The organism is Rheinheimera sp. ATLC3, assembly GCF_059429535.1.
Map to the genome: position 1 here is coordinate 1,563,982 of NZ_CM182103.1, position 18,036 is coordinate 1,582,017.

At 50.0% G+C, this 18,036-nt stretch carries 13 protein-coding genes; 7 read left to right on the forward strand and 6 right to left on the reverse strand.

Translation table 11 applies throughout. The features are described from left to right. Positions 1-40 precede the first annotated feature (40 nt). Positions 41-2,089, reverse strand: coding sequence for an oligopeptidase A (gene prlC, locus AC5SV9_RS07355; RefSeq protein WP_475147603.1), 2,049 nt, complete (start codon positions 2,087-2,089; stop codon positions 41-43). 161 nt (positions 2,090-2,250) lie between these two features. On the opposite strand from prlC, the gene AC5SV9_RS07360 reads away from it, so the two are divergent. Further along, positions 2,251-2,826: a hypothetical protein gene (locus tag AC5SV9_RS07360; protein ID WP_134057815.1), complete on the forward strand. Its 576-nt coding sequence runs from the start codon at positions 2,251-2,253 to the stop codon at positions 2,824-2,826. Positions 2,827-2,934: 108 nt separating this feature from the next. Then, positions 2,935-4,290, forward strand: a complete 1,356-nt coding sequence (gene gorA, locus AC5SV9_RS07365) for a glutathione-disulfide reductase (protein ID WP_475147606.1) — start codon at positions 2,935-2,937, stop codon at positions 4,288-4,290. Positions 4,291-4,599: 309 nt separating this feature from the next. Here gorA and AC5SV9_RS07370 read toward each other — a convergent pair whose 3' ends face one another. Beyond that, a complete protein-coding gene (locus AC5SV9_RS07370; RefSeq protein ID WP_475147609.1) occupies positions 4,600-4,929 on the reverse strand; it encodes a hypothetical protein in 330 nt (109 codons plus the stop codon). Between the two features lie 606 nt (positions 4,930-5,535). On the opposite strand from AC5SV9_RS07370, the gene AC5SV9_RS07375 reads away from it, so the two are divergent. Both AC5SV9_RS07375 and AC5SV9_RS07380 read left to right on the forward strand, forming a co-directional pair. Next, complete coding sequence (locus tag AC5SV9_RS07375) at positions 5,536-7,497, forward strand: metallophosphoesterase family protein (RefSeq protein ID WP_475147611.1); 1,962 nt, start codon at positions 5,536-5,538, stop codon at positions 7,495-7,497. 127 nt (positions 7,498-7,624) lie between these two features. Further along, entirely contained in the window at positions 7,625-8,590 is a 966-nt protein-coding gene (locus AC5SV9_RS07380) for a GGDEF domain-containing protein (protein ID WP_475147614.1), read from the forward strand. A 47-nt stretch (positions 8,591-8,637) separates the two neighbouring features. On the opposite strand, the gene AC5SV9_RS07385 is transcribed toward AC5SV9_RS07380, so the two are convergent. The 3 genes from AC5SV9_RS07385 to AC5SV9_RS07395 are packed head-to-tail and all read right to left on the reverse strand — an operon-like array spanning position 8,638 to position 11,472. Beyond that, positions 8,638-10,005 carry a sensor histidine kinase gene (locus tag AC5SV9_RS07385; protein WP_475147617.1) on the reverse strand — a complete coding sequence of 456 codons (1,368 nt, stop codon included), beginning with the start codon at positions 10,003-10,005 and terminating at the stop codon, positions 8,638-8,640. After that, positions 9,974-10,660 (reverse strand): response regulator transcription factor, encoded by a 687-nt coding sequence (locus AC5SV9_RS07390; RefSeq protein WP_475147620.1) that lies wholly within the window; start codon positions 10,658-10,660, stop codon positions 9,974-9,976. The genes AC5SV9_RS07385 and AC5SV9_RS07390 overlap by 32 nt, the downstream gene beginning before the upstream one ends. After that, entirely contained in the window at positions 10,660-11,472 is an 813-nt protein-coding gene (locus AC5SV9_RS07395) for a MipA/OmpV family protein (protein WP_475147623.1), read from the reverse strand. The genes AC5SV9_RS07390 and AC5SV9_RS07395 overlap by 1 nt, the downstream gene beginning before the upstream one ends. A gap of 216 nt (positions 11,473-11,688) precedes the next feature. Between AC5SV9_RS07395 and AC5SV9_RS07400 the strand changes: the two genes are divergently transcribed. From AC5SV9_RS07400 to AC5SV9_RS07410, 3 genes are all read left to right on the forward strand, one after another. Beyond that, positions 11,689-12,864: an efflux RND transporter periplasmic adaptor subunit gene (locus AC5SV9_RS07400; protein WP_475147626.1), complete on the forward strand. Its 1,176-nt coding sequence runs from the start codon at positions 11,689-11,691 to the stop codon at positions 12,862-12,864. A gap of 12 nt (positions 12,865-12,876) precedes the next feature. Beyond that, on the forward strand, positions 12,877-15,966 hold the full coding sequence (locus AC5SV9_RS07405) for an efflux RND transporter permease subunit (RefSeq protein WP_475147628.1): 3,090 nt from the start codon (positions 12,877-12,879) through the stop codon (positions 15,964-15,966). A 242-nt stretch (positions 15,967-16,208) separates the two neighbouring features. Next, positions 16,209-17,009: a glycosyltransferase family 32 protein gene (locus AC5SV9_RS07410; protein ID WP_475147630.1), complete on the forward strand. Its 801-nt coding sequence runs from the start codon at positions 16,209-16,211 to the stop codon at positions 17,007-17,009. On the opposite strand, the gene AC5SV9_RS07415 is transcribed toward AC5SV9_RS07410, so the two are convergent. Then, positions 17,006-18,001, reverse strand: coding sequence for an SMP-30/gluconolactonase/LRE family protein (locus AC5SV9_RS07415; RefSeq protein ID WP_475147632.1), 996 nt, complete (start codon positions 17,999-18,001; stop codon positions 17,006-17,008). The genes AC5SV9_RS07410 and AC5SV9_RS07415 overlap by 4 nt on opposite strands. Positions 18,002-18,036: the final 35 nt, after the last annotated feature.

The following is an 18,036-nucleotide window of genomic DNA, read 5'->3' on the forward strand; positions in this document are numbered from 1 at the left end:
ATAGTGAATTGGCAATGAATTGTTAATTCACTATTAGGGCTCAGCTGGCAATGCCCATATGCCGGAGTAATGCCTCGTTACTTGGCTCACGGCCACGGAAACCTTTAAACAGCTCCATTGGTTCGGCACTACCGCCACGCTCTAAAATCCAGCGTAAAAAATCGCGCCCGGTGTCGGCGTTAAAAATACCTTCTTCCTCAAACCGGCCAAAAGCATCTGCCGACAGCACTTCGGCCCATAAATAACTGTAATAGCCTGCCGCATAACCCCCGGCAAAAATATGGCTAAAGCCGTGTTGAAAGCGGTTAAAACGTGGCGGAATAATCACCGACACCTCACTACGCACTTCATCCAGCATTTGCTGTACACGCCCGCCTTGTGCCGGGTCATATTCGGCATGCAGGCGAAAATCAAATAAGGCAAACTCAAGCTGACGTACCAGAAACATTGCCGACTGGAAGTTTTTCGCGGCCAGCATTTTGTCCAGCAAATCCTGCGGTAATGGCTCGCCGGTTTCGTAATGCCCCGAGATGATAGCCAGTGCTTCACTTTGCCAACACCAGTTCTCCAGAAACTGGCTCGGCAGCTCTACCGCATCCCAGGCCACACCGTTAATACCGGCTACTGCGGCGGCGTCTACTTTAGTCAGCATATGGTGAATACCATGACCAAACTCATGGAACAGCGTTACCACTTCATCATGGGTAAACAGCGCGGGTTTTCCACCCACCGGCTTATTAAAATTACAGGTCAGGTAAGCTACCGGCGTTTGTACACTGCCATCGGCAAGAATGCGCCTGCCCTGACAGTCATCCATCCAGGCACCACCACGTTTTTTCGCTCTGGCATATAAATCGAGATAAAAACTGCCACGTAGCTCGCCGCTGCTGTCAAAAATATCGTAAAACTTCACATCACTGTGCCAGACATCAACACCATCGCGCTGTTGTACACTGACACCAAATAGCTTATGCAGTACGGTAAACAAGCCCGCTACCACTTTATGCTCTGGGAAATATGGCCGTAGCTGCTCATCAGAAATAGCATATTTTGCCTGCTTCAGTTTTTCGGCATAGTAAGTCACATCCCAGGCTGCCAGCTCAGCCACCTTATACTCGCTTTGAGCAAACTGCGTTAACTCGGCCAGGTCTTGCTGTGCTTGCGGCTTAGCTCGCCGGGCCAAATCGTGCAGGAAATCCAGCACCTGCGCCGGGCTCTGCGCCATTTTGGTAGCCAGAGACTCTTCGGCAGCGTTATTAAAATCCAGCAATTGCGCCAGTTCATGTTTAAGCGCCAGCGTTTCTTCAATGATAGCGCTGTTATCAAACTGGCCAGCAGTCGGCCCCTGATCAGATGCACGGGTGCAATAGGCACTGTACATTGCTTCGCGCAGTTCGCGTTTGTCTGCATATGTCATGATGGCGATATAGCTTGGAAACTCTAACGTAAAGACCCAGCCGCTCAGATCACGGTTTTTAGCTTCTTCCGCCGCAGCCAGCCTGGCATCTTGTGGCAACCCGACTAATTCAGCTTCATCAGTAATATGTTTAAACCAGGCCTGAGTCGCATCAAGTGTATTGTTGGCAAAGGTTGAGCTAAGCTCGGATAAGCGGCTTTGTATTTCACCGTAACGCTGCTTCTTCTCAGCCGATAAACCAATACCCGACAGCTTAAAGTCACGTAACGCGTTTTGAATCACTTTTTGCTGCGCAGCAGTTAAGTTACTGTATTCAGTGCTTTGCGCCAGCTGCTGGTATTTCTGATACAAGCCTTCATGCTGCCCAAGCCAGGTGCTGTATTCTGACAATAACGGCAGGCAGCTTTCGTATGCCTCGCGCAGTTGCGGTGTATTAACGACAGAATTCATATGTGACACCGGCGACCACAGCTTACCCAGACGCTCAGCATCCTGCTCTAATTGTTCAATCAGTGTCGTCCAGCTTACCTGCGGCAAAGCCACCGCGCGCTCAACAGCGGCGCGAGCCTGAGCTATAGCTTGCTCTACTGCAGGTTTCACCTGCTCAGGTTGGATCTGTGAAAAAGGAGGTAACCCGGTAAAGGATAACAGGATGTTTTCAGTGGCAGACATAATAAACCTTAGCTGTTTAGCGCAATAATGCAGATGATGTTGGGGCGAACCCGTTCAATATCAATCCGGCAACAGCAGACCGCGGCTGACAAGCCTATTGGCAGTGTCGCCATCACTTAGCTATACTGTGCAGAATTTGTTAATCAAAGGAATGAAGTTAAATGAAAATGTTGCAAAAATCCATTTTTATCAGCCTGTTATGTGCAAGCCTCAATGTAAGCGCCAGCGATGCTGAAATTAACGAAGCTATCGCAGCTGCAACCAAACACTACAAAGCCGGCGAATTGTCTCAAGCGATAGCGCAACTGGATTATGCCAGCACCCTGATCCGACAGGAAAAAGGCGAGCAGGTAAAAAGTGCCTTCCCGGATGCCCCTTCAGGCTGGGAAGCGGAAGATGCCAGCAGCGAAGTGGCCGGCGCTGCAATGTTTGGCGGCGGCATCACTGCGTCGCGGGTTTATTACAATGATGAGCAGCGCATTGAAATGCAGCTGATGATGGACTCGCCGATGTTGCAGGCGTTTTCAATGATGTTAAGTAATCCGTCGATGATCGCCATGTCTGGCGGTAAGCTGACGAAGATCCAGGGCATTCAGGCGGTCCAGAAAGTGGATGGCGACCAGTTGGAAATTCAGTTTGTCACACCTGGCGGTGCAATGATCACGTTAAGTGGTGATAACGCAGCGCAGAGCACCATGTTAAAGCTTGCCAATGCTATCGATTTGAAGAAGTTATAATTCTAAAGCCGATATTCTGCAGCATTAGCCCGGCGGCGTTGCCCCGGGCTTGTAAAACGCCAACCTAACCCCTATAACACAGTACAGTATCTTCTCAGGAACTGTATTATGACCCGTCATTTTGATTACTTATCTATCGGCGCCGGCAGCGGCGGCATTGCCAGTGCCAACCGTGCAGCTATGCGCGGTGCCAAAGCCGCGGTAGTGGAAGCAAACGTAGTAGGCGGCACCTGCGTGAATGTAGGTTGTGTGCCTAAAAAAGTAATGTGGTACGGAGCGCATATTGCAGAAGCCCTGAAATACAGCCCTGACTATGGCTTTGATGTTACACAGCACAGTTTCGACTGGGCCACCCTGGTAAAAAACCGTGAAGCTTACATTCAGCGTATTCACACCAGTTACCAAAAAGGCTTTGCTAACAATAACGTGACTTATATTGAAGGTTTTGCCCGCTTTATTGATCCGCATACGGTTGAGGTAAACGGTGAGCGTATAACAGCTAACCATATTACCATCGCCACCGGCGGCCGGCCGTCGCGACCTGATATTCCCGGTAGCGAGCATGGCATAGATTCTGATGGCTTCTTTGCGTTAACCCAACAGCCGAAAAAAGCGCTGGTAATAGGTGCCGGTTATATCGCAGTGGAAATTGCCGGTGTATTACACGCTTTGGGTACTGAAACGCATCTGCTGGTGCGTAAAGACAGGCCGCTGAGAAATTTTGATCAAGATATTACTGATATGCTGCTTGAAAGGATGACACAGGATAAGCTACGGCTGCATACACACAGCAATGTCGCCAGTGTCGAAAAAGTCAGTGATGGTAACCTGACTGTCAACCTGGATAACGGCGTACAATTTACCAATGTTGATTGCCTGATTTGGGCAATAGGCAGAGAGCCCGCCACGGACAACCTCGGTTTGGCTGCTGCCGGGGTAAAAACCGATGCAGATGGTTACATCCGCACAGACAAGTACCAGAACACCAATGTCAACGGCATTTATGCCGTCGGTGACATTACCGGTGAAGCGCAGCTGACGCCTGTCGCAGTAAAAGCCGGCCGCTTGCTGGCAGAGCGCCTGTTTAACCCGGAACTTGCCGATGCCCATATGGATTACAGCCTGATCCCAACCGTGGTATTCAGCCATCCGCCGATCGGCACTATTGGCCTGACCGAGCATGAAGCACGGCAAAAATATGGCGATGATGCGGTAAAAGTATACCGCTCCGGCTTTGCTGCTATGTATAACGCTGTAACCGCACACCGGGCGCTTAGCCGCTTTAAACTGGTTTGTGCAGGAGACGACGAAAAAGTTGTTGGCCTGCATGGTATTGGTGAAGGCATGGACGAAGTGCTGCAAGGTTTTGCTGTCGCAATCAAAATGGGGGCAACGAAGGCGGACTTTGACAACACCGTCGCCCTGCACCCCACCAGTGCAGAAGAATTTGTGACGTTGAGGTAAGATTCGGGCTAAGTTATTTTAAAGCCGACGATGAGCAAAGCTTTTTTACTTTGATTGTTACAACTTTAGAAGGCTTGCAATAACAAAGAAAGCCATTGCTGTCTTAGCACGCTTGGTCAACTTAGTACTTAGTGGTGTAAAACAAAAAGCTGCTGTACTTAAATTTGATGGTAACGAGTCCCCTTAAAATGCTTCAGTCGCCCCCCTACATCAGAGGGGCAGCAGGGTTTTAAGCTTCAGGAAAAAAATCCTGCTTTACCAGCGCCAAAGCGGCTACGTTGACCTATTAAAAACTTTGCTCCAGAGACACTATTGCTTAATTGGCTGTAAACCTTTAGCTCTGTCTTTAACGGCCTCTTGCACACCAAAGCCAGCATTTTTCCATGAGTGTGCTTCCTCTGCTGTGAATTTTTTTTCAATCCACTCTTCAGCAGTACCAGAATTGAATCCAGCATCAATCCATGTTTTTGCCTCTGTTGCTTTCAGCCCTAAATCATGCCAATTGTCGGCTTGCTGTGCATTGAAACCTAAACTTTTCCAGGAGTTAATTTCTGTTTGCGTCATTTTCCCCCAATCTGGCGAACTACTACACCCAACTACAACAAAAAAACAGATAAAACAGAAAGATAAATTTTTCATTTAATTACCCTTAATGTCCTAAGTTAATACATTAACCATGTTCGCTGCACTCAACGCCAAACTGAGCTAACAAAAGTTATAGCAGAGTAGTGCATTATCTGCGTGACCAAATAACTATAGCTTTTCCTAAATCAATTAATGTCGCCTCATCACCAAATCCATCAATATCAGAACCCTATAATCTACTTGATTCCAAGTCTGCAAAACCAAAGGCTATAGCGTCATTGTCGGCAAGTAATACTCCAATAGCTAAACGGCTCTCTAGTTTTGAGGTAATTCCAGCGTTAATATCATTGACTTCGCATGGTATGGCACCCACATAAACCAGAAACACAACACATACCAGAAAGCATGCCCTGAATATGATTTTTAATAATCTAAACAATCCCTTGCTAAGACTGACTAATTTATAAGCATTAGTGTAGCATAGGGCTACCAACACAAAAGTTGACCACACTGGCAAAGCAGCTGTTCTGAAAAGACATTCAATAACCAGATTAAGTAAGCGATTAATAGACAGTAATTGGAAAGTCGTGCACAGATTCAGTTTTACACCAGTTTCATTCAAAAAATAACGTGTGAATCAGCTAAGGAACTATTGCAGCAGTGACCAGTAACTCATCTACGCCTCTACCACTGGTATTGGCCGGCCCTGTTCTCAGGGCCGTAACCAAAGACAGCCTGACGCTGTGGCTTGCCACCACCGAAGCGGTGCGCATTAAGCTGACGTTGCAGCCAGAAGGCGAAGAAAATCAGCACTACAGCGATACCGAAATAGCCAGACACTGCACTGAATTAAAATGTGCCGGCAAACTCTACCTGCAACTGCTGCATTTACCGCTACGCAGTGTACTGCCGACCGGTAAATGGATTACTTACGATGTTAAGTTAACTGCATCTTCATCTGACACAAGTCAGTTTGACAACAACTGGCAGGGCTGGCAGCAATGGGCGCCTGATTTGGTGTACCCTGGCCGTGATCTGCCCGGCTTTGTACTGCAAAGCAAACTGTGCCGACTGCTGCATGGTTCCTGCCGTAAACCGCATTATCCCAGCGATGACGGTTTGCTGGCGGCAGATTTATATCTGCAGCAACATAACGTAGAGCAATGGCCGGCACTATTAATGCTAACCGGCGACCAGATTTATGCTGATGATGTCGCGGCACCGATGTTAAGAGCCATACACCGTTTGATAGAGCGACTCGATTTTCACGATGAAAGCTTACCCTGCTCGGCAGTGGCGAGTGCGTCAGAATTGCACAGCAGCAAACCTTACTACTACCGCCGCGATACCCTGTTGCCAAAAACTGAAGGCAGCCAGGCTGTTATTACGCAGGTATTCAAAGGTGCCAAAAAACCGGTTTTTACCTCGGATAATGCCCGTAACCATTTGATGAGCCTGGCGGAAATGCTAGGTATGTACCTGCTGGTATGGTCGCCGGCGGGCTGGCAGGATGACGCGACACAGCTGGAGGAGGAAATAGCGAACGAGCTGACTGATGAGCAAAAACAAACCTATGACGAACATCAGCAGATTATTCAGCAGTTTGCCACCGGGCTTGGCAAGGTACGCCGCGTACTGGCGCACTTACCTAGTGCAATGATATTCGACGACCACGATGTGACCGATGACTGGAATCTGACCGCCGAATGGGAGCAAACCGCCTATAGCCACGACTTCTCTCGGCGCATTATCGGTAATGCCCTGATAAGCTATCTGCTGTGTCAGGCTTGGGGTAACACCCCCGCAACCTTCGACAACGCCATGTTGGATAACGCCGAACAAGCCCTGCAGCAAAGTGGCTCAGAGCGGCATCAGCAGTTTATTACCCGCTTGCTGAAGTTTGAACAATGGCACTATCAGTGGCCAACCGAGCCGCCGCTGCTGGTACTGGATACACGCACCCGGCGCTGGCGCTCAGAGGTGTCAATTAGTAAACCCTCTGGTTTGCTCGATTGGGAAGCCATTACCGAATTACAACAAGATCTTATTGGTCATGATGCAGTGGTACTGATTGCGCCGGCACCGGTATTCGGCGTCAAGTTGATTGAAAGTATTCAAAAAGTGTTTACCTTTTTTGGCAAACCACTGCTAGTCGATGCTGAAAACTGGATGGCGCACCGCGGCACCGCTTATGCCCTTATCAATATTTTCCGCCACCCGAAAACACCGAAGAACTTTGTTATTTTATCCGGTGATGTTCATTACTCCTTCGTCTATGAAGTTAACCTGCGGGCAAAGCAACAAGGGCCGGATATCTGGCAAGTAACCAGCAGTGGCCTGAAAAACCAGTTTCCAACCCGCTTGCTGGATGTGCTAGACCGGCTAAACCGCTGGCTATATTCACCACGGTCACCACTAAACTGGTTTACCAAGCGACGGCGGATGAAAATTGTGCCGCATAAGCCAGACAACGCCAAGGCCGGTGAACGCCTGCTTAATCGCTCAGGTATCGGCCTGATTGAGCTTAACACCGACGGTTCGCCGAAAAAGATCATGCAGCTGACCGCAACCGGCGAGGCAATCGAATTCAATATCCGTGAAGGTGAAGCCCACTGGGAGTGAGCACGGCTTGCCGACCCGCTCACTGCCCTTAAATTTGCCACCGGTACATCTTTTGTTTCGGTTGTTACTACATTGTTCAGCTTTTTGGCTAAGCTCAGTATCAGCAGCTGCTTACAGGGACTGAACAATGGCTATTCTAACCGACTTATTTAATGGCAATTTTATGCCGCATGGTCACTGCCTGTTATGGCGGCCAGACTTACTGCTACTGCATGTAGGCGGTGATGCACTGACGTTTATTGCTTATATGTTGATACCAGCAGCCTTAGTCCGGCTGGTACGGGCGCGCGATGACTTGCGTTTTGACAGTATGTTTCTGATGTTTGCCGGCTTTATCTTTTTTTGCGGCGCAACTCATCTGCTGGGCATTATCAATGTATGGCATGGTTACTATTATATTCACGGTATTGTTAAAAGCCTGACCGGTGTGATCTCTATTATGACCGCTATTATGCTGTGGCGCCTGCTGCCCGAGGCCATCAGTTTGCCGGGTAAACGTCAAATGCAGGTAACTATTGCTGAACTGGTAAAAGCAGAAAGAAAACTGGCAGAAGCTAACCAACATCTGGAGGCGGAAGTACGTAAACGCACGGCACAGTTGGAGCAAATGGCAACAACAGACGAACTGACAGGCTTACTTACCCGACGTGAAATTATGCGTATCCTCGAGATTGAAATAGCACGGGTAAGCCGACAGAGTACACCACTCAGTATTATGATGCTGGACTTGGATCACTTTAAGAGTATTAATGATAACTTTGGTCATCAGGTCGGCGATGCCACACTTAAAACAGCAGCCGACAGTTTTGGCATTTTTTTACGGAAAACCGACTTTATCGGCCGCATAGGCGGTGAAGAGTTTCTTATCGTTTTACCTGACACTGATCTCAAAGATGCATACGAACTGGCAGAGCGTATCCGTCAGGTGTTAGAGCAACATACAGTGCAAGCTCCTTCAGTACCCGCCTGTACTGCCAGTATCGGCATAGCGCAATGCCAACCTGCTGATAATCTTAACAGCCTGATCCAGCGGGCCGATGAAGCTTTGTATCAGGCTAAATCAAAGGGCCGTAATTGTGTGGTAGGCACCTGACAAACGGCTAAATGCAGCTCTGCAGAAAATTGACAATGTAAACGTTGCTAATCCAGAGTAAAGGACAAGCGAAACTGTAATCCTGGTTCCATTTTGCTCGCGATAAGCGACCACTCGTGCGCCAGTGCAATTTCGCGGCAAATAGTCAGCCCCAGACCGGCGCCACTATCCCGTCTTTGTTCGGAACGCCAGAAGCGCTTAAACAACTGCAGCAGCTGAGCGTCATTCACGCCTGGCCCATGATCACGTACAACAATGCTGTCTGAAAATACATCGACTGAAACGACTGAGCCGGCAGGCGAATGTTGTATGGCGTTCTCAAGCAGGTTTTTCAGTAATGTAAATAACGCCCCCTTATCGGCCTGCAATATAAGGCTTGCAATATGCCGCTCTAAACGCAGTGTCACTTGCTCGTTGTCGGCCATGCGCTGCAAATAGGCAACTACTTCGGCAGCAATCTCAGTTACATCAACCTTTATAAATCTGTAGTTCAGCCGTTCACTGGCCTCTGCCAGCAATAATAATTGCTGCACCTGACGCGACATATAACGCACATCGTGTAGCAGCCAGTTACGCTGTTCTGTGTCTGGCATCAACTCAAGTTGGGCACGGATTAATGCCAGTGGAGTTTTTAGCTCATGCGCCGCTGTAGCCAAGAACTCTTGCTGCACACGATAACCATACTCAAGCCGCTCAAGCGCCTGATTAAAACTATTTACCAACGGTGTAAGCTCGGTAGGTACACCTTTAACTGGCAAACGAACATCCAAAGAATATGGAGAGATAGTGGACGCAGATTGAGATATATCTTTTAGCGGCCTTAGGGTATAGCGCAGCGTAATATAAGCGAACAGACCAAAGGCGAGCAGCAACACTACGCTAAACAGCGTAACACCCGCCCCCACCAGCGGCAGTGCAATATGGCGGTGCATAAGCTCCATAAACCTTGTGCTGGCGGTAAGCTGCAAATACCAGATTTTACCATTGTGTATAACGGGCTCCGTTGCACCATGCATAGTAATTCCATCATACTCAAAATCAAACCGGCCACGCGTCAGATTGAGCGGTGCTTCGTTCTCTGGCCAGACAGACTCGCCGGTACCCGATTGCAACACCACGTTACCTGCCTCATCCAGTATCCGGTAAGCCGTTTCATGCGAAACACTGTCAAACAGCCATGTTACGTCCTCGACTTTTGCAGCAAAGCCAATCGGCGTTCCATTGTCGTCGTACCTGATATCGTCAGCTATTCCGGCTACCGCATCGGCCAGATCCATTCTGGCAAGTGTATTATCTTGCAACACCATCATGGTAGCCAACATCAGCAATATTACACTCAGGACCATGCCGCCGAGATACGACAGTAATACCTGCAGTCGCAAACTATTGAAAAGATGCATTGTCACGAAGCGCATAGCCCACACCTCTGATATTCACTATCTGCTGCTTCGAACCAATAGCCCGCAGTTTACGCCGTAACCGGTGTAATGCCACATCCAGTGCATTTGGCGTCACCGCGTCGCTGAAGCCCCAGCCTGCCGCTTCCAAAGCACTGTGCCGTACTGATTCATTGCATCTGCGTACCAGTAACAACATAATTTGCAGCTCTGCCTGCGCCAGCGTCTCGCAGTTGTCGTTGCAGCAAATAAGGCTGTCTGACGGGCGCAAGATTAAATCGCCGCACTGTGGATCAAGTGAACGTACCTCAGCCGGACGACGCAGCAGTGCCCGCACCCGCGCCACCATTTCTTCCATGGCAAAAGGCTTGGCCAGATAATCATCAGCGCCGGCGTCCAGACCTTCAACGCGGTCATTCAATGCAGTGCGGGCAGTCAGTACCAGGCAGGGTATAGTATTGCCTGCATCGCGCAGCCGTCGTAGCAGCGATAAGCCATCGCCATCCGGTACGCCACGATCAATCACCAATGCCTGATAAGGTACTTGCTGCAACGCCACCAGTGCATGCTCTATCCGGCTAAACACATCTGCGACTATGCCGGCAGGTGCCAGCCCCTCACAAATTAGCCGGGCTAAGCGTTCATGATCTTCAAGTAGCAGAATACGGTTCATCAGAAGTTGTAGATATAACCAAGAAACACCCGGTTCTCTGTAGAGCGGTCAACCAGAGGACTGTCTTTTATTTCTGTTGCCAGACTCGTCACACTGGCATCGAAGAATATAAAATGCTTTTGCTTAAACATATAACCGACCCGTACTCCCATTTCGACATTCACACCTGCCTCACCTTTATAATAAGACCGGTCTGCGGTTACTTCTTCAGTTGTAACGCCGTAGTAGTAATCGACATATTTCTTATCCAGTAAACTCACCACAACCCTTGGTGTAAACATATACTGTTTCGCAAAATGCCAGGTTCTCTCAACACCAAAATTCAACATATGGCCTTCACTGTCGCCGGCAACTTCAGTCAGGATCTCGCCGCTGATATCTGCCAGATCATTTTGCCACTCTGCCTTAAACCCGGCCCAGAAGCCACCGTCACGATCCTGCATGCCATTCAGTACAGGTGCATCACTTTGCTCGTAATCCGTAAAGTCATACTTGGTAATTACACTGAAGTTTAACCGGTTTGACTCGCTAAAACGGTAGCCTGGTAACTTAAACGCCAGCTCAGGACCACTTAAGCGGACATATCGGTTCTCGTAACTCAGTATCGGCAATACTTTGTTATCGCGATCGATTCCTGTATACGGCTTCTGGCTGGTCATCACCGCCAGGCCTAGTCCCCATGACGACGCATTGTCATCTGCTTGCTGGGCAGTAACCGTTAACGGTACCAAACTAAAACCGGCAACTAATAACACCGCTGTGCGTTTTGGCAACTGAGTCTTCCAGAACAAGCTTGAGATAATTGAGTGCATAGATAAGTTCCTGTCAGATGAAAAGTGAGCAAAAAGTATCCTCATCATCCGCTGCCAGACTTACCTAAAACTTACCAATACATTTTTTTACTGTTTTTCCGCCAGTAAGTTTGCAGAAAGACAAACTACCGGACAGTAATGCAGGTTTCAGGCATATATCCCAACTTCACACTCCTTCAACCGCCTGAGGCAACAACCAGATTAAGGAAGCAGAACATGAAAAGGTCTCATCAGGTTGTATTGCTTGGTACTGCACTGATCGTCGCCATCACGGCCAGCATCATTATCGCAGCAGACCATGCTGACACACCGGCAAATAAGGTGCCCACAACTTCCAGGCCAACATTGACCGTGAGTGTCGTCAGCCCTCAACTTGCACTGTTGCCAGCCATATTATCTGCCAGCGGCAATATCAGTGCCTGGCAGGAAGCAAGTATCGGCAATGAAACAAATGGCTTAAAGCTGGAGCAAGTGCTGGTTAACGTCGGAGACAGCGTCAAGCATGGTCAGCTGCTGGCTAGCTTCAATGCAGATACTGTGCAGGCTGATCTGGCTCAAACCCTGGCAGCAGAGGCAGAAGCAGAAGCCCTGCTGGCGGAAGCCTCAGCTGATGTGAAACGCACTGCAGAGCTGCAAGCAAGCGGAGCCTTGTCTGCGCAGCAAATCCAGCAGTACATCACTACTGAAAAAGCGGCCCGGGCCCGGCTGCAGTCAGCCCGGGCTTTGGTGCATATACAGCAATTACGTGTTGAGCATACTAAGGTGTACTCACCCGATGACGGTATTATTTCAGCCAGAGCTGCCACAGTAGGTGCAGTAATGCCTGCAGGCCAGGAGCTGTTCAGGCTGATCAGGGGCAGCCGGCTGGAATGGCGGGCAGAAGTGGCCGCCGCAGATCTGGCGAAGCTCGAACCGGGCCAGCGCGTGCATATCACGCCGCTTGGCGGCGGAAGCATTATTGGTACTGTACGGATTGTCGCGCCGGTAGTGGATATTCAAAGCCGTAATGGGACGGTGTATGTCGACCTGCCGTCAGGCAGTAATACCAAAGCCGGCAGCTTTGCCCGCGGCTGGTTTGAGCTGGGGACGTCGAAGGTGCTAACCCTGCCACAAGGCGCCATTCAACTGCGGGATGGTTTTAGCTATGTAATGCGTGCAGGCCCGGACGGCAGAGTCAGGCAAACTAAAGTAAGCACCGGGCGTCGCACAGCTGATTTAGTTGAAATTACCAGCGGCATTACACCGGCTGATCAGGTAGTTGCAACAGGCGGGGCTTTTCTCGGTGATGGCGATTTGGTGAAAGTTGTTCCCCACCAGCTCACCACACAACTGCCTGTAAAACCCATTGTGACCGGGCCGACGCTAACCGCTTCATCAGACGAAGCGATGTAGCCGGAGTACAAAATGAATTTAAATATCTCTACCTGGGCTATACGTAACCCCACGCCGGCTATCCTACTGTTTGTGCTACTCACATTGTCCGGAATTTTTAGCTTTCGCGCGATGAAAATTCAGGACTTACCCGATCTGGACTTGCCCACAGTTACCATCACTGTAGAACTGCCAGGGGCTTCACCGTCGCAGCTTGAAACCGATGTCGTACGCAAAATAGAAAGTTCTCTGGCCACAGTTCAGGGCGTAAAGCACCTTTACAGCAACCTGAGCGACGGCAAAGCCAGTATTTCAGTCGAGTTCCGGCTGGAGCGCCCGATACAACAAGCCCTTGATGATGTGCGAGATGCTGTCGCCCGCATTCGTTCTGACCTGCCAACAGACTTACGTGATCCGGTAATTAAAAAAGAAGAACTATCTGGTTCCCCCATTCTGACGTACAGCCTTAGCTCTTTGAGAATGGATACCGAGTCATTATCCTGGTTCGTCGACAACGACATCAGCAAAACGCTGCTGGCGGTAAAAGGGGTCGGCGCGGTAACGCGGGTCGGCGGTGTTCAGCGGGAGATCCGGGTCGAACTGGATTTCGCTAACCTGCTGGCGTTCAACACTACAGCCGCTGATATTTCACGCCAATTACGCCAAGTACAGCAGGAAGCCGCTGGCGGGCGCGCCCATATTGGCGGTATGGAGCAGCCGGTGCGCACCCTAGCTACCGTGCAGTCGGCAGAACAGTTCGCCGCCATGGAAATCAGTTTAACGGATGGCCGCCGTATCCGGCTGGATCACATAGCCACCGTATCCGATACCACCGCAGAGCAACGTTCTGCCGCTTTTCTGAATGGCCAGCCGGTGGTGGGCTTTGAGATAACCCGTGCTGTTGGTTATGGCGAACTTGAAGTGGCCGAGGGAGTACAGACTGCCCTGCAGCAGTTGCAAACACAGCACCCGGATATCAGTGTAACCGAAGTATTTAACCTGATTGATCCGGTAGCAGAGAACTACGCCGGCTCCATGCAGTTGTTGTATGAAGGCGCACTGTTGGCGGTAATAGTCGTACTTTTATTTCTGCGCGACTGGCGGGCCACTTTCATTTCTGCGGTCGCCCTGCCACTGTCTATCATTCCCACCTTTTTCGTGCTGCACCTGATGGGCTTTTCGCTGAACACTGTAACGTTGTTATCACTGTCTTTAGTCATTGGCGTGTTGGTAGATGACGCCATTGTAGAAATAGAAAATATTGAGCGTCACCTGTTAATGGGTAAGACGCCGTTTCAGGCAGCAATGGAAGCTGCCGATGAAATTGGTCTGGCCGTGGTCGCAACCACTTTTACCCTGGTCGCGGTTTTTCTGCCTACCGCCTTTATGAGCGGCGTCATTGGTAAATTCTTTGTGCAGTTTGGCTGGACTGCAGCCATCGCCGTGTTGTTTTCTTTGCTGGTTGCCCGCCTGCTGACGCCGATGATGGCTGCCTACCTGTTGCGCTCACCCAAGCAACTGAGCAACCAGCAGCTTAAACCAGAACCAGGCTGGATACGCTCTTACCTTAAACTGGCAAGTCGCTGCTTGCAGCACAAAAGTATAACGCTGGGGGCAGCTGCAATATTTTTCTTTGCCGGCATAATGCTGGCGATGACGTTGCCCGGCGCCTTTATGCCAGCAGATGACAACCAGCAGACCCAGGTTACGCTGACTATGCAACCCGGCACAAAATTGCAGGACACTGTAGCACTGGCTGAACAGGCACGCCAACTGCTGCAACAGCATGAACATGTACAACAAATTTATGCCGCTATTGGTAGTGGTAATGCCGGTGACGCCGATGACGCGGGCGGCACAGCAGCCAGTGTTCGCTCAGCGGTGTTGACACTAAGCCTGAGCCATCGCAAGCGAAGGCCTGGTGTACATAAGCAAGACATTGAACAACAACTACGCGAAATTCTGCGCTCCCTGCCCGGTGCAAGAATTAAAGTCGGCATGGGCGACAGCGAAAACTACAGGCTGGTGCTGGCCGGCGAAGACAGCCGCGTACTGCAGCAACATGCGCTGCAAATTGAGCGGGAGTTAAGGGCAATTCCGGGCATCGGTGCCGTTACGTCAAGCGCTAGCCTGGTCAGGCCTGAGCTACTGATCAAACCGGATTTTGCCCGCGCCGCCGATCTGGGTGTTACAGCAGCGGCCATTGCCGACACTTTACGTATCGCCACAGCGGGAGACTATCAACAGGATTTAGCCAAACTTAACCTCAGTGAGCGTCAGGTTCCGGTAGTGGTGCGCCTGAGCGATATTGCCCGCGAAGATTTTGACACCTTTAAACGCTTGCCAATACCCGGTGCTCATGGCCCGGTCGCGCTGGAGAATGTCGCCAGTCTGGAAATCAGCAGTGGCCCGGCAGAAATAACGCGCTTTGACCGCATGCGCAATATCAATTTTGATGTAGAACTGAACACCCTGCCGTTAGGTGTGGTAGAACAAGCCGTAATGGCGCTGCCCAGTGTAAAAACCTTGCCGCCGGGCGTATCGCAAACCACGCAGGGCGACGCTGAAATGATGGGCGAACTGGCCAGCGGCTTCGCTATAGCAATGCTTACCGGCGTATGCTGCATTTATATGGTGCTGGTTTTGCTGCTAAAGGATTTTGTGCAGCCGGTTACCATTCTTACTGCGCTGATTTTATCTGTACCCGGCGCGTTTCTGGCGCTGTTTTTAACCCACTCAGCACTGTCCATGCCGGCAATGATTGGTTTAATTATGCTTATGGGCATCACTACCAAAAACTCCATCCTGCTGATTGATTACATCATTATTGCCAGACGTGAACATCAGCTAGAACGCTGGGATGCCATTATCGATGCCTGTCGCAAACGGGCGCGGCCGATAGTCATGACCACGCTGGCTATGGGAGCCGGCATGCTGCCTATCGCGTTGGGTATTGGCGGCGATCCGAGTTTCCGTGCACCAATGGCCATCGTTGTCATTGGTGGACTTATCACCTCTACGTTTCTTAGTTTACTGGTCATACCGGTGGTATACAGCTGTGTTGATGATGCGGTGCAATGGTTAAAACCACGCTTGCAGCAGTTTTTACCGCTTAACTATTAATCAACATCTGTGGGTAACTCAAACAGAGTAAATAACATTACCACTGGTGATTCAGCCTAACTTCAGCCGCACAGCGCAGAATAACCGCACCCTCTGGCGCTGTCGCGGTTGCCCGGTATTTGGTATTAAGACCACTCTGTCATTTGTAATAGAGGTAACAGCTTCGTTACAAAGTCATACAATCTGCCGCCCGGGCCCGCTTTATATTGCCGCCGGTAAACACAACCATAGTGGTGTATTTGATGATCCCGAAAATAATTCATTACGTCTGGGTAGGAAATGCCGAAAAGCCTGAGCTGGTGCAGCGCTGTATTGCCAGCTGGAAAAAACACCTGCCGGACTACCAGCTGATTGAATGGAATAACAACAGTGTCAAAGCCCTGAACAATACCTATATGCAGCAAGCCTTTGCAGCAGGTAAATGGGCTTTTGTATCGGACTATCTGCGGCTTTACGCACTACACCAGCACGGCGGATTTTATTTTGACACCGATCTGGAAGTCACTGCTGATTTAGAAGTATTTCGCCAGCATAACTTTGTCACCGGCTTTGAGAAATTTAAAAACCGTCTGGCACCTGTTACGGCGCTTATGGGTGCCTGCGCGCAGAATATAGTAATAGATAAACTGTTACGCCCGTATGACACCAAGCAGTTTGTCACAGCAGACGGCCAATATGACATGACGCCAAATACAGGTGTAATAAGTGAGATTTTCTGCAGGGAGTTTGGCCTGGTAAAACCTTACCGGGACGATGAGACAACTAAGCTTACCGCTGACGCCGTGATTTATCCCAGCCATTATTTTTGTACGCCCAGACAGGACAAGCCCGGCTACGCTATTCATCACTTTAACGGTTCCTGGTTTGATGAATACAGCCGTAAATTGCTGTTCCGGATAAAGCGATACAAATTTATCCGGTTAAAACGCAATAAAATACGTTCAGCATTACTGCCACTGCAAGCCGGTGAAACCAAAATCTGGCAGTGGGCACTGGGTGCGCGTTATAGCCTGCTGGTCGTGCAGGATGGCAGTAGCCTTTAACCCTGCAGCAGCTTTATTCTCAGCAGATAACGGCTGGCAGTAATATACAACCAGCTGTTGTCAGCGCTTAACGCCACATTAGCCGCCGCTACTCCGGTTTGTATCGTGCCCAGATGCTCACCTTTTGCCGATAACACCCACACCCCACCGGGGCCGGTAGCCAGCAATATGCCAGACGGCAGCACTTTTAGCCCGTCCGGCAAACCACTGGCCATTTTTGCAGCAGCGGTAGCGTCAAAAAACAACTTACCTTCGCCAAGCGTGCCATCACTGTTTACCGGATAGCGCCACCACTGCGCTGCTGCCGGGTCAGAATTAGCCACATATAACCACTGCTCATCCGGCGAAAATGCCAGGCCATTCGGCCGGGTCAGGTGGCTTGCCAGCAGCGTTATCTGGCCATCACTTTGCAACCGGTAAACTCCATTGACACTCTGCTGTTTTTGCTCTGATTTATCTGCACCTTTCAGGCCGTATGGTGGGTCGGTAAAATAATAAGCGCCGCTGCTATGCTGCACCACATCGTTGGGGCTATTCAGCAGTTTGCCGTTATAACGGCTGATAAGGGTATGATACTGCGGCTGCTCTGCACTGCTTTGCAACACTGCCAGACGCCGGTCACCATGTTGCGCCAACACTAACTGACCATCGTGGTTAAATATCAGTCCGTTGGCACCTTCCTGCAGATTATTGTCCGGATACAAACCGGTGTAACCAGAAGGCTGCAAATAAACGGTCAAGCCATGCTGCGCACTCCAGCGATACACGGTGTTCTGCGGCACATCGGAGAACAAAATATCACCCGAATCAGGTTCAGCCACCGGGCCTTCAGCCCAATGGAAACCTTCCGCCAATTGTTCAAGTACCGCCTGTTTACTGACAACCTGTTGCATGCCGGGCTGCAGCATTAATACTGGCTGCTCAGGCCAGGGAGAAGTACCAGCCATTGCCAGAGCTGGCAAAAGAAACAGCAGCATAGCAGTTGCGCGCATTTAAAAACCCCTTACCGAGAAATAACTGATGACAG